This window comes from Pseudomonas sp. B3G-3 (assembly GCF_028640915.1).
Lineage (GTDB): Bacteria > Pseudomonadota > Gammaproteobacteria > Pseudomonadales > Pseudomonadaceae > Aquipseudomonas > Aquipseudomonas chlororaphis_I.
The window spans coordinates 1-12,877 of the sequence record NZ_JAQZAB010000064.1 but is presented as its reverse complement, the minus strand read 5'-3'; the positions used below and the strand labels follow the sequence as shown (position 1 = coordinate 12,877).

Here is a 12,877-nt window from a genome sequence, read left to right as displayed (position 1 = left end):
ATCAGGGCAGTTCCAGCCCGCCCGCGGCCTTGTGCAAGGCCCGCAGGTGTTCGCCCAGCTGTTTCAGGTTGGCTTCGTTGGCGGCGATTTCGGCGGCGCGGTTCGGCTCCAGCAAGGCCCGTACTTCCTTGTCCAGATCGCCGGTCAGGGCCTGCAGCTGTTTCTGGCGCAGGCTGCTTTCCGACTCCAGGCGTTGCCATTCGCTTGGCTGCGGCAAGCCATAGCCGCTGCTACCGAGCAACTCGGCCGGGCGACTGAGGAAGCCGCTGTTGGCGAGGATTTCCTGCAGGGTCTTGTTGGCCTTGTCCATGCCGCCGTTCTGCAGGTCGCGAGCGCCCAGATAACGCTGCTTGACCTCGTCCTGGGCCAGCAGCAGCTGGCGCCGGAAGCTTGCCTGTTCGAGCAGCAGCAAGGCAGCACTGGTGCGCAGGTCTGCCTGGTCGAACCACTGGCGGCGCTGCGCGGCGCTCAGGGACAGCCAGTCTTCGACGCTGTTCTGTTTGATCGGCAGATGCTTTTTCAACACTTCGAACATCGCCTGGTAACGGTCGCGGAAAGAGTCGAAGCGATACCCCAGGCGCAAGGCTTCGCGAGGGTCGTCCAACACGCTGGTGTCGGCCAGGCCACGGCCCTTGAGCACTTCCAGCAGGCCGTTGGGCATGATGCTGTCGAGCCCGGTGAGCTGGGCATTGTTGCTGCCGCTGCGCAGCAGCTTCAGGCTTTCCACGGCGCAGTTGTTGGACAGGAAGTAATAGTTGCCGTCGTAGCTCCAGTGCATCTCGGCGGCGCGTTCGACCACCTCTTCGATCTCGCTGCGCGAGAGGTTCAGCGGCACCGAAGCCAGGCTGCGCAACTCGGTCTTGGTGTATTCATCGATGACCTGGGCCAACGGCAGGATAAACAGGCGGGACGGGTATTTGCCGACCAGGCCGTCCCAGCTCGACAGCTGCACGTCACCGACAAAGGCGCGGTAGGACAGCACCAGGTGCTGCTCGAGGTCCAGCCGGCAATCCGGCCCGCGTGGCCGGCCAGGTGCACAGATCACCAGGCGCAACATGCTGTGCCCCCAGCGGCTGACCCAGTTCTGGTTGGCTTCGGCCAGCAGGTAATCCACGGCGTAGACCCGCTCCGGGTCGACCTTGCCCAGCGGCTGCTTGGCGAAGTCGTTGCCGGCATTGAGGAAGGCGAAGGATTGGGTGCAGGTGTCCTTGGCCTTCGGCGCCCAGCCGAAATGCTCCTGGTAATAACGGTACAGCGCTGGCCGGCGGCAGGCGTAGCTCGGGTCCAGGAGGAAGTACTCCATGTTCACCGCGACGAACTCTTTCGGGTTGGTCGTTTCGTAGATATCCGGGCTGCGGGCGATCTGGCGGTTGTACTGCTCGCGTTCGCCGCGGCGGCCGACGTATTGCGGCCAGCCGGCGAGGTCGAGCAGGCGCGGGTCGTCGCTGAGGGTGAAGCGGCGCGCGGTCTGGCCGCGGCACTGGTCCGGCAGCCCGATCAGGCCCGAGGCACTGTTCTGGCGGCTGCAACGCTGGATCAGCGTGCGCTCGGCGCCCGACCACAGGCGCGAACGGTCATAAATATGGGTGAGTTCATGCAGCACGGTGGCGAGCATTTCCCGGCGCACGGTGCCATGGGGGCGATGGGTTTTCTGGGTGGCCGCGCTGCCGTCGGTGAGGCTGGCCAGCAGCTTGCGATTCAGGTCGAGTTCGTCGACCAGCGATGCCTGGCCGTAGGCGTTGTGAGGCATGTCGTCGGTCCAGCCGACATCGATGCGACGGTCCAGTTGTTCGATGAAGCGCGGCGGCAGCGCTTGCATCGCTTCATCCAGCAGCGCCTGGCTGGCGTGCTGCTGCTCCGGGCTCAAGCCTTCGGTCTTGAGCCGCAGTTGCAGGTCGGCCTGAGCGCTGTTGCCCAAGAGTAACAGCGCTGCACCCAGCAGCCAGGCAGCGAGCGGCCTCACAGTGCGAGGATGGCTTCGGCGAGCACCTGATCACTGGCGTCGCGGGCTTCCGGCACGCGGTTACGCAAGGTATCGAAGGCGGCCTCCAGCTGGGCGCCACGAATATCACCGTCGCTGGCGACGAAGCTGGCGGCGTCGTCATGGGCGGCACGCACGATTTTCGAGTCGCGGATGGAGGTGGTGGTGTCCGAGGTGAAATCGATGGTACGACCAAAGGCTCGAACGATGATGTTACTGGTGGCTACCAGGGTTTGTGCCTGGGCCACATCAGCCAACAGCAACAGGCCAAGGGTGGCAGCAATCAGCGGGCTACGCATGGAACGACTCCGGGATGACAGGGATAGTTATTGGACGAGAATTGCCTGCGCCAGTTCAAGGTCGCCGACATGAAGTTGTGGCTGGGTTTTACGCAGGTATTTCAGGGCTGATTCCAGCCGGGCTCCGCGCAGGTGGCCGTCAGTGGCGACGAACGCCGCGGCATCATCCTGGGCAGCCAGTACGCGTTTGTTGTCGAAAGGCGCGGAGGTCACCTTGCTGGTAGCGTAGCCAGTGATGACCAGGCCTTGTGTGCTCAAGTCGAAAGCAGCCGCCGAGCCAGTCCAGCAAACGGCAATCAACGAAGGGACGGTAAGCAGGGATCTGAAAAAACGCATGAGTCTCGACAGCTGAAAAACCAGCGGCAAGGCTAGCGCAATGCCCGGGCGAGAGCCAGCGCCCAGGGTTTCGGGTGCGTTGGGCGCACCCGTCGCCGGACCGGTGTCAGATCGTCAGGATGGCCTGAGCGATCTGGGCGTCAGTAGCGCTCAGTTGTGGCAACTGTTGGCGGATGTGGTCAAACGCGCTTTCCAGCTTCACTCCACGAATGGCGCCTTCGGTGGCGACAAAACTGGCGGCGTCGTCACGAGCGGCGCGCACGATTTTGTCGTCACGGAACGAGGATGTGACGTCGGAAGTCGCATCGGAAGTGGCCTTGAGTGCGCCGACAACCGCATCGGTGGTGACGATAAAGCTGGAGGCGTGGGCGTTGGAGGCCAAGGCCAGCAAGGCAGCAGCGCTGAGCAGGCGAAGACGGGACATAGGTAAAACTCCTTGATAACAGATAGGGTGGTGCTGAGTGGGCACCGGGTAGTCACTGTGGGGCAGATGAATCAGACGCCCCTTCAGGAAAATCGCTACACGCTACTGGATATTAGGCCCACCCCATCTGTTCGAATAGCCCTCTTCTGCTGTCTTGGCGCGAACTAGCGCCAGAAGGGTTTCTCCAGTTCAGCCATGCGGTCGCTATGGCTGATGCCTACATCGGACAATTGCTGATCGTTGAGCCCTGCCAGTACGCGGCGTGTCCGGGCGTTCTGTTGCATTTGGCACAAGGCGCGGTACAAGCGTTTCCACGCGCTTATCTGAGGATGGGAGAAACTGAGAGGTACGATACGTCCTGGTATGTGGTTCATGGTGCGGTCCTTTCGGCAGGCCGAAGTCAGGGACTTGGGACACCATGTTGCTATTCACGCAGGCTCATATACAGATACAACAGTGTGAAATTGTACTGGTCCAGTTTTATTTATATTTAAACTGTACCTGTCTGGCCATACCCTTTCTGTACCGGCTCTTCCCAGTATTGCCAGGCCTAAAACGACAAAACCCGTCGCAGTTGCCCGCGACGGGTTTTGTTTTTTCAATTCGGGGTGCTGGCGGTGGACCCGGTGGGTCAGGGCCAGCGACGCTAACTTAGCGCCAGAACGGCTTGCTCAGCTCTTCGTAGCGTTGAGCTTCGCTGATACCTGCGTCAGCCAGCAGACGCGAATCCAGGCGAGCCAGTTGGTGGCGGCTGGAGATGCGGCGCTGCCACAACATCAGGTTGGCGAGAACGCGCAGAGGCAGGGAGGCCTGGGTTTTTGCAGCTTTGTCTTCGAAGAACAGTTCGGAACTGAGTGTACGTTCCATGGTGTGCATCCTTCCGCTTGTGGCGGGATTAGGTAGTGGTTTAACTGGTGCCCATGATCCTCCTCTCGCGCCAGTCTCTGTAGATACAGTTCATCTGTATTGTGAGGGACCAGTTAACTGTTTATAGGTGCTGTACTGTTCGGAAATGATGCAACTGTACCTATCAGCACCATTTAGGTGCGTTTCAGGACGTTTTCTTGAAAAAGGTGGGGTTTTGAGGGGGTAAAACACCAGTACAGCAGTACAGTTTTTGACAAGTGTTTAAGGACTGTCGATGAGCTGACGCAACTGTGCTTGCGTCAGCCATCGACTGTACCCATCACACAGCGAGCATGCGCCCGGTTTCTTCCAGGTTCATGTGCCAGCGCAGGGCATCGCGCAGGATGTGCGGCGTGTGGCCGCCCAGGGCGCAGGCGGCGGTGAAGTAGTCATTCAGGGGCTGGCGATAGTCCGGGTGTACACAGTTGTCGATGATCACCCGGGCCCGCTCCCGTGGCGCCAGGCCACGCAGGTCGGCCAGGCCGACTTCGGTCACCAGGATGTCGACGTCGTGTTCGGTGTGGTCGACGTGGCTGACCATCGGCACCACGCTGGAAATCGCCCCGCCCTTGGCAATGGACTTGGTGACGAAGATCGCCAGGTGCGCGTTGCGCGCGAAGTCACCCGAACCGCCGATGCCGTTCATCATCCGCGTGCCGCAGACGTGGGTGGAATTGACGTTGCCGTAGATGTCGAACTCCAGGGCGGTGTTGATGCCGATGATGCCCAGGCGACGCACCACTTCCGGATGGTTGGAGATCTCCTGCGGGCGCAGCACCAGCTTGTCCTTGTAACGCTCCAGGTTGCCGAACACATCGGCATTGCGCCGGCTCGACAGGGTGATCGAGCTGCCCGAGGCGAAGCTCAGCTTGCCGGCGTCGATCAGGTCGAAAGTCGAGTCCTGCAGCACTTCGGAGTACATGGTCAGGTCTTCGAACGGCGACTCGATCAGGCCGCACATCACCGCGTTGGCGATATTGCCGATACCCGCCTGCAGCGGGCCGAGCTTGTTGCTCATGCGCCCAGCGTCCACTTCCTGCTTGAAGAAGTTGATCAGGTGATTGGCGATCCCCTGGGTTTCGCTGTCTGGCGTCGAAACAGTGGATGGCGAGTCCGCCTGGTTGGTGATGACGATAGCGACGATCTTCTCCGCCGGGATCGGGATGGCGGTGCTGCCGATACGGTCGTCGACCTTCACCAGCGGGATGGGCGTGCGGGTCGGCCGGTAGGTCGGGATATAGATGTCGTGCAGGCCTTCCAGGTTCGGATTGTGCGCCAGGTTGATCTCGACGATCACGTGCTTGGCGAAAATCGCGAAACTGGCGGAGTTGCCCACCGAGGTGGTCGGCACGATATGGCCCTGCTCGGTGATCGCCACGGCTTCGATGACGGCGATGTCCGGCAGCTTGAGCTGCTGGTTGCGCAGCTGTTCCACGGTTTCCGACAGGTGCTGGTCGATGAACATCACCTCGCCGGCATTGATCGCCTTGCGCAGGGTGCTGTCGACCTGGAACGGCATGCGTCGGGCCAGGACACCGGCCTCGGTCAGTTGCTTGTCGAGGTCGTTGCCCAGGCTGGCGCCGGTCATCAGGCTGATTTTCAGTGGGGTTACCTTGGCGCGCTCGGCCAATGCATGGGGCACGGCCTTGGCTTCGCCGGCGCGGGTGAAGCCGCTCATGCCGACGGTCATGCCGTCCTGAATCAGAGCGGCAGCGTCGGCGGCGCTCATCACCTTATCCAACAACGAAGGCAAGCGGATACGATCACGGTACATGGATTGTTATCTCGGGCAGCGGAAGCAAGATGCGCAGTCTAGTGATTTCAAAAAAATTCGTCCCGCTACCAAGGTCGAATGAAAGGCCGCGATTTAGAGCCTTTTGTCGGGTTTGTGCGGGAAATAAAAAACCCCAGCCTACTAAAGGCTGAGGTCTTGGGTGTTGCGCTGGAGCAGGGTTTACTCGACGGCTTTGACCATGTCTTCGATGACTTTCTTGGCGTCGCCGAACACCATCATGGTCTTGTCCAGGTAGAACAGTTCGTTGTCCAGGCCGGCATAACCGCTGGCCATCGAACGCTTGTTGACGATGACGGTCTTGGCCTTGAACGCCTCGAGAATCGGCATGCCGGCGATCGGCGATTTCGGATCGTTCTTCGCCGCCGGGTTGACCACGTCGTTGGCGCCGAGCACCAGCACCACGTCGGCCTGGCCGAACTCGGAGTTGATGTCTTCCATCTCGAACACCTGGTCGTACGGCACTTCGGCCTCGGCCAGCAGTACGTTCATGTGGCCGGGCATGCGCCCTGCTACCGGGTGGATCGCGTACTTCACGGTCACGCCACGGTGTACCAGTTTCTCGGTCAGCTCTTTCAGCGCGTGCTGGGCCCGCGCGACCGCCAGGCCGTAACCCGGAACGATGATCACGGTGTCGGCGTTGGTCAGCAGGAAGGTGGCGTCGTCGGCCGAGCCGGACTTCACCGGGCGGGCTTCTTGCGCGCCCGCCGGGCCGCCAGCGTCTGCAGTGTTGCCGAAGCCGCCAAGCAGTACGTTGAAGAACGAACGGTTCATCGCCTTGCACATGATGTACGACAGGATCGCACCGGACGAACCCACCAGGGAGCCGGCGATAATCAGCATCGAGTTGTTCAGCGAGAAGCCGATCCCCGCCGCTGCCCAGCCCGAGTAGCTGTTGAGCATCGACACCACCACCGGCATGTCGGCGCCGCCGATCGGGATGATGATCAGCACGCCCAGCACGAAGGCCAGGACCAGCATCAGGGCGAAGGCGCTGAGATTGCCGGTGAACATGAAGGTCACGCCCAGGCCCAGGGTCGCCAGGCCGAGAATCAGGTTCAGTTTGTGTTGGCCGCCGAACTGTACCGGTGCGCCCTGGAACAGGCGGAACTTGTACTTGCCCGACAGCTTGCCGAAGGCAATCACCGAACCGGAGAAGGTGATGGCACCGATGGCTGCGCCGAGGAACAGCTCCAGGCGGTTACCGGCCGGAATCGAATCCCCCAACTGCTGGACGATGCCCAGGGACTGCGGTTCGACCACGGCAGCAATGGCAATGAACACCGCCGCCAGACCGATCATGCTGTGCATGAAGGCCACCAGCTCCGGCATCTTGGTCATTTCCACGCGCTTGGCCATGATCGAACCGGCGGTGCCGCCGATCAGCAGGCCGACGATCACGTAGCCAATGCCAACGGTCGCCAGTTCCGCGCCGAGCTTGAACACCAGGCCGACGGTGGTGACGATCGCCAGGGCCATGCCGAGCATGCCGAACAGGTTGCCGCGACGCGAGGAGGTCGGGTGCGACAGGCCTTTGAGGGCCTGGATAAAGCAGATCGACGCGATCAGGTAGAGCGTCGTTACCAGATTCATGCTCATTACTTGGGCGCCTCTTCTTTTACGGCTTTCGGGGCTTTTTTCTTGAACATCTCAAGCATGCGGCGGGTTACCAGGAAGCCGCCGAACACGTTGACCGCGGCCAGGGCCACGGCCAGCGTGCCCATGGTCTTGCCCAGCGGCGTCACGGTCAGGGCGGCGGCCAGCATGGCGCCGACGATCACGATCGCCGAAATGGCGTTGGTTACCGCCATCAGCGGGGTGTGCAGTGCGGGTGTAACGTTCCAGACCACGTGATAACCGACATAAATCGCCAGCACGAAGATGATCAGGTTGTAGATACCGGGGGAGATAAGCTCTTCCATCGTCTGAATCCCTGCTTAGGCGTTTTTACGGATGACTTGGCCGTCGCGGCACATCAGGCACGCGGCGACGATGTCGTCTTCTAGGTTGACCTCGAACTGACCTTCTTTAGTGAAGACGAGCTTCAGGAAGTCCAGCAGGTTGCGGGCGTACAGCGCCGAGGCATCGGCAGCGACAGCGCCGGCCAGGTTGGTCGGGCCGACAATGGTTACGCCATTTTCGACGACCACCTGATCCGCCACGGTCAGCGGGCAGTTGCCGCCCTGGGCCGCGGCGAGGTCGATGACCACTGAGCCTGGCTTCATCTGGGCCACGGTTTCGGCGCTCAGCAGCACTGGCGCCTTGCGGCCCGGAATCAGGGCGGTGGTGATCACGATGTCCGCCTGTTTGGCGCGTTCGTGCACGGCCTGGGCCTGGCGCTGCATCCAGCTGGCAGGCATCGGGCGCGCGTAACCACCGACGCCGACGGCGCATTCGCGCTCTTCATCGGTCTCGTAAGGCACGTCGACGAACTTGGCCCCCAGGGATTCGATCTGTTCCTTGACCGCCGGACGCACGTCCGAGGCCTCGATCACCGCGCCCAGGCGCTTGGCGGTGGCGATGGCCTGCAGGCCGGCAACCCCGGCACCGAGAATCAGCACGCGAGCAGCTTTCACGGTGCCCGCGGCAGTCATCAGCATCGGCATGAAGCGCGGGTAATAGTGGGCAGCGAGCAGCACCGCCTTGTAACCGGCGATGTTGGCTTGCGAGGACAGCACATCCAGGCTCTGGGCCCGCGAGGTGCGTGGCGCTGCTTCCAGGGCAAAGGCGGTGATGCCGCATTCGGCCATCTTGGCAATGGTTTCATTGCTGAACGGATTGAGCATGCCCACCAGGACGGTGCCGCTTTTGATCAGGGCCAGCTCGCTGTCACTGGGAGCCACGACCTTGAGAATCAGCTCCGCGCCGAATGCATCGTTGGCGCTGCCAATGGTTGCACCTGCCGCTTCATAGGCACTGTCGACAACACTGGCGTTGATGCCGGCGCCGCTCTGCACAGTGACTTTATGACCCTGGCCGATCAGTTTCTTGATGGTTTCCGGGGTTGCAGCAACCCGTGTTTCACCCGTTTGGGTCTCGAGAGGAACACCAATGTGCACGTCAAATCTCCTGCTTGATCTTATTGCTTTCGATCTTTTCTAGAAGGCCAGCGCACTACGGATGGTGCAGCTGGGGCGGCCGATCAGCACGATCCCGCCAGAATCAAGGCGGGGCGCGGCATTTTGCAGGCGAACATTACGCCCTTCAAGGGATTATGAGGGGTGACGGAAAATTAACTACAAGTCACCCTGTGACCGAATGTCGCAAGGGTTGGGCTCAATCCCTTGTAAGTCGTGACCTGTAAGGATTTCGACGGAAAATAAAACAATTTTCATATTGCTCGCGTGAATGAGCGTTCATGACCCTCAAAAAGCCCTACAAGCCACGTGGTTAGGCGCTTGTAGGACGGTTGTCCCGCTTATCGATACAGTCTGTCTGAATGCGACATTTAGTTATATCTGTAGTGTTTGATTTTTTTTGACTACGAAGTCAATTTATTGCCCTGCCCTGCTATTTCTCTAGGCTGTAGCTTTGTGCCTGCTCCACCAGCCAATCGCGAAAAGCCCGTAAAGACGCTGACTCCACCTTGCGCTCGGGAATCATCAGGTAATACGCCTTGATGCTCGCCAGGGCTTCGGGGTTGGCGATCACCAGGCGCTTTTCCCTCAGCTCCCGTTGAATAAGGAATGGCGGGATCAGGGCGATGCCCATGTCGTGCATGGCGGCCTGCGCCAGCATGGAGAATAGTTCGTAACGCGGGCCTGTCATGTCCCGCGGGATATTCAGGTGCTGTGAGTTGAACCATTGCCGCCAGGCATAGGGGCGCGTGGTCTGCTGCAGCAGCGGCAGCTCGGCGATTTCTTCGGCACTTAGCCGGGTGCGGTTGCCCAGGGTCGCGGGGCTGCACACCGGCATTGGGTTTTCTCCCATCAGGCGATGGGATTGGGTGCCCGACCAGTCGGCATCGCCAAAGTAAATCGCGGCGTCGAAGTCGGTATCGGCGAACAGGAAAGGCCGGGTGCGGTTGGTCAGGTTGACCGTGACTTCCGGGTGTCGCTGCTGAAAATCCTTGAGTCGGGGCAGCAGCCATTGGGTGCCAAAGGTCGGGACCACCGCCAGCTCGATGACGTTGGCGCCCTGCTGGCCCATGACGGAAAGCGTGTCGCGCTCCACCGCGTCCAGTTGGGTGGCCACGCGGCGGCTGTAGGAGAGCCCGGCTTCGGTCAGCTTGACGCCGCGCCGGGACCGGCGGAACAGCTCGACCCCGAGAAACTCTTCCAGGCTGGCGATCTGTCGGCAAATTGCGCCCTGGGTTAGCGAAAGCTCCTGCGCCGCCTTGGTAAAGCTCTCGTGGCGTGCGGCGGCTTCGAAGCTGATCAGGGCGGCTGTGCTGGGGATCTTTCTGCGCATGTACGGCAATCTCACTAATGGAATCGCTAAAAGCCACTTACGGCTGTTACGGAGTGAGAAATTAGCACAACAGTATGCGAAATCCTCGTTTGCCGCGCCCGGCAAGCCGGCCTAGGATCAACCCACGAACGTTGACCTACTTCACGAGGACTCACTCATGGGCGGTAAAGCAAGCTTCAACTGGATCGATCCCCTTCTGCTGGATCAACAGCTCACTGAAGAAGAGCGCATGGTGCGCGACAGTGCCGAGCAATTCGCTCAGGGCAAGCTGGCGCCGCGTGTGCTCGAAGCTTTCCGTCATGAAAAGACCGACCCGGCGATCTTCCGCGAAATGGGCGAAGTCGGCCTGCTGGGTGCCACCATTCCCGAGCAGTACGGTGGCAGCGGCCTGAACTATGTCTGCTACGGCCTGATTGCCCGTGAAGTGGAGCGTGTGGATTCCGGCTACCGCTCGATGATGAGCGTGCAGTCCTCCCTGGTGATGGTGCCGATCAACGAATTTGGTACCGAAGCCCAGAAGCAGAAGTATTTGCCGAAACTGGCTTCTGGCGAGTGGATCGGCTGCTTTGGTCTGACCGAACCCAACCATGGTTCCGACCCGGGCGCGATGGTTACCCGTGCTCGCAAGGTGGACGGCGGTTACAGCCTGACTGGCAGCAAGATGTGGATCACCAACAGTCCGATCGCTGATGTGTTTGTGGTGTGGGCCAAGGACGATGCTGGCGATATCCGCGGCTTCGTGCTGGAAAAAGGCTGGAAAGGTCTGAGTGCTCCGGCGATTCACGGTAAGGTCGGCCTGCGCGCTTCCATCACCGGCGAAATCGTCATGGACAACGTCTTTGTTCCGGAAGAGAACATCTTCCCGGACGTGCGTGGCCTGAAAGGTCCGTTCACCTGTCTGAACTCTGCCCGCTACGGCATTTCCTGGGGCGCTCTGGGTGCGGCCGAATTCTGCTGGCACACCGCTCGCCAATACACCCTGGATCGTCAGCAATTCGGTCGCCCGCTAGCGGCTACCCAACTGATCCAGAAAAAACTGGCAGACATGCAGACCGAGATCACCCTCGCCCTCCAAGGCTGCCTGCGTCTGGGCCGGATGAAGGATGAAGGCACGGCGGCGGTTGAAATTACCTCGATCATGAAGCGCAACTCTTGCGGCAAGTCGCTGGACATCGCTCGCATGGCCCGCGACATGCTGGGTGGTAACGGCATCTCCGACGAGTTCGGTATCGCCCGTCACCTGGTCAACCTGGAAGTGGTGAATACCTACGAAGGGACCCATGACGTCCATGCCTTGATCCTGGGGCGCGCGCAGACCGGCATCCAGGCGTTCTACTAATAGGAGAGCGACCATGGGCGCGTTATCTCATTTGCGGGTGCTGGACTTGTCGCGAGTGCTGGCCGGGCCTTGGGCCGGTCAGATCCTGGCAGACCTGGGGGCCGAGGTAATCAAGGTCGAGCGTCCGGGCAATGGTGACGATACCCGCGCCTGGGGGCCGCCTTTCCTCAAGGACGCTTATGGCGAGAACACCACGGAGGCTGCCTATTACCTGTCGGCCAACCGTAACAAGCAGTCGGTGACCATCGACTTCACTCGGCCGGAGGGTCAGCGCCTGGTGCGCGAACTGGCGGCCAAGTCCGACATTCTGATCGAGAACTTCAAGGTTGGCGGTTTGGCGGCCTATGGGTTGGACTACCAGTCGCTGAAGGCGCTCAACCCTGACCTGATCTATTGCTCCATTACCGGCTTCGGCCAGACCGGGCCTTATGCCAAGCGTGCCGGCTACGACTTCATGATCCAGGGGCTGGGCGGGCTGATGAGCCTGACCGGGCGTCCCGAGGGCGATGAAGGTGCTGGGCCGGTGAAGGTTGGCGTGGCGTTGACGGATATCCTGACGGGGCTGTATTCGACTGTGGCGATTCTTGCCGCGCTGGCGCATCGGCAGCACAGCGGTGGTGGGCAGCACATCGATATGGCGCTGCTGGATGTGCAGGTTGCGTGTCTGGCCAACCAGGCGATGAATTACCTGACCACTGGAGTCGCTCCCAAGCGCCTGGGTAATGCTCACCCGAATATCGTGCCTTATCAGGACTTTCCTACGGCGGATGGTGATTTCATCCTTACCGTGGGGAATGACGGGCAGTTCCGCAAGTTTGCCGAGGTGGCGGGCCAACCGCAGTGGGCGGACGATCCGCGCTTTGCGACTAATAAGCTGCGGGTTGCCAATCGGGCGGTGCTGATTCCACTGATTCGTCAGGCCACTGTGTTCAAGACCACCGCTGAGTGGGTCACCCAGTTGGAGCAGGCAGGGGTGCCTTGCGGCCCTATCAACGACCTGGCGCAGATGTTCGAGGATCCGCAGGTCAAGGCGCGCGGGTTGGCGATCGAGCTGCCCCATGCGTTGGCCGGGCTGGTGCCTCAGGTGGCGAGCCCGATCCGTCTCTCCGAAACGCCGGTCGAGTACCGTCATGCTCCTCCTCTATTAGGAGAGCATACCGCCCAGGTTCTGCAGCGGGTGCTGGGGCTTGAGCTTGAGTCCGTGGATGCCTTGCGAGCCTCAGGCGTGCTGTGAGTGCGCTCTTCTATATAGAGAGCAACCGACCCCTTCTATATATGGGGCCTGAAAACACCCCTTTTGGGGTGTTTTCAGGTTTATTCATAGTAAAAGCAAATTAGGGGTTGACGGCAGATTCTGGAAGTCTATAATTCGCCCCACTTCCGGCGCAGT

13 protein-coding genes are annotated in these 12,877 nt (G+C 60.8%); 2 read left to right on the top strand and 11 right to left on the bottom strand.

Annotated features, from left to right (window positions below):
• Position 1 precedes the first annotated feature (1 nt).
• The 11 genes from PVZ80_RS03940 to PVZ80_RS03890 all read right to left on the bottom strand — a co-directional run bounded on the left by PVZ80_RS03940 (position 2) and on the right by PVZ80_RS03890 (position 10,148).
• Entirely contained in the window at positions 2-1,963 is a 1,962-nt protein-coding gene (locus PVZ80_RS03940; protein ID WP_273863451.1) for a DUF7844 domain-containing protein, read from the bottom strand.
• Positions 1,960-2,280 (bottom strand): DUF2388 domain-containing protein, encoded by a 321-nt coding sequence (locus PVZ80_RS03935; protein WP_009046300.1) that lies wholly within the window; start codon positions 2,278-2,280, stop codon positions 1,960-1,962. Before PVZ80_RS03935 ends, PVZ80_RS03940 begins: the two co-directional genes overlap by 4 nt.
• Before the next feature lie 27 nt (positions 2,281-2,307).
• On the bottom strand, positions 2,308-2,616 hold the full coding sequence (locus tag PVZ80_RS03930) for a DUF2388 domain-containing protein (protein ID WP_009046301.1): 309 nt from the start codon (positions 2,614-2,616) through the stop codon (positions 2,308-2,310).
• 106 nt (positions 2,617-2,722) lie between these two features.
• On the bottom strand, positions 2,723-3,040 hold the full coding sequence (locus tag PVZ80_RS03925; RefSeq protein WP_273863450.1) for a DUF2388 domain-containing protein: 318 nt from the start codon (positions 3,038-3,040) through the stop codon (positions 2,723-2,725).
• A 164-nt stretch (positions 3,041-3,204) separates the two neighbouring features.
• A complete protein-coding gene (locus PVZ80_RS03920) occupies positions 3,205-3,414 on the bottom strand; it encodes a DUF1127 domain-containing protein (protein ID WP_053275401.1) in 210 nt (69 codons plus the stop codon).
• A 277-nt stretch (positions 3,415-3,691) separates the two neighbouring features.
• Positions 3,692-3,907 (bottom strand): DUF1127 domain-containing protein, encoded by a 216-nt coding sequence (locus tag PVZ80_RS03915; RefSeq protein WP_007924247.1) that lies wholly within the window; start codon positions 3,905-3,907, stop codon positions 3,692-3,694.
• Positions 3,908-4,226: 319 nt separating this feature from the next.
• Entirely contained in the window at positions 4,227-5,720 is a 1,494-nt protein-coding gene (locus PVZ80_RS03910; RefSeq protein ID WP_009046303.1) for an acetyl-CoA hydrolase/transferase family protein, read from the bottom strand.
• Positions 5,721-5,900: 180 nt separating this feature from the next.
• Positions 5,901-7,337, bottom strand: a complete 1,437-nt coding sequence (locus PVZ80_RS03905) for an NAD(P)(+) transhydrogenase (Re/Si-specific) subunit beta (RefSeq protein WP_106696173.1) — start codon at positions 7,335-7,337, stop codon at positions 5,901-5,903.
• On the bottom strand, positions 7,337-7,660 hold the full coding sequence (locus PVZ80_RS03900) for an NAD(P) transhydrogenase subunit alpha (protein ID WP_003187010.1): 324 nt from the start codon (positions 7,658-7,660) through the stop codon (positions 7,337-7,339). Before PVZ80_RS03900 ends, PVZ80_RS03905 begins: the two co-directional genes overlap by 1 nt.
• Positions 7,661-7,675: 15 nt before the next feature.
• Positions 7,676-8,797: a Re/Si-specific NAD(P)(+) transhydrogenase subunit alpha gene (locus tag PVZ80_RS03895; RefSeq protein WP_273829012.1), complete on the bottom strand. Its 1,122-nt coding sequence runs from the start codon at positions 8,795-8,797 to the stop codon at positions 7,676-7,678.
• 451 nt (positions 8,798-9,248) lie between these two features.
• Positions 9,249-10,148: a LysR family transcriptional regulator gene (locus PVZ80_RS03890; protein WP_009046306.1), complete on the bottom strand. Its 900-nt coding sequence runs from the start codon at positions 10,146-10,148 to the stop codon at positions 9,249-9,251.
• A 157-nt stretch (positions 10,149-10,305) separates the two neighbouring features.
• On the opposite strand from PVZ80_RS03890, the gene PVZ80_RS03885 reads away from it, so the two are divergent.
• Positions 10,306-11,487, top strand: coding sequence for an acyl-CoA dehydrogenase (locus tag PVZ80_RS03885; protein ID WP_009046307.1), 1,182 nt, complete (start codon positions 10,306-10,308; stop codon positions 11,485-11,487).
• A 13-nt stretch (positions 11,488-11,500) separates the two neighbouring features.
• Positions 11,501-12,721 carry a CaiB/BaiF CoA transferase family protein gene (locus PVZ80_RS03880; RefSeq protein WP_016703894.1) on the top strand — a complete coding sequence of 407 codons (1,221 nt, stop codon included), beginning with the start codon at positions 11,501-11,503 and terminating at the stop codon, positions 12,719-12,721.
• The last annotated feature ends 156 nt before the right edge of the window (positions 12,722-12,877 follow it).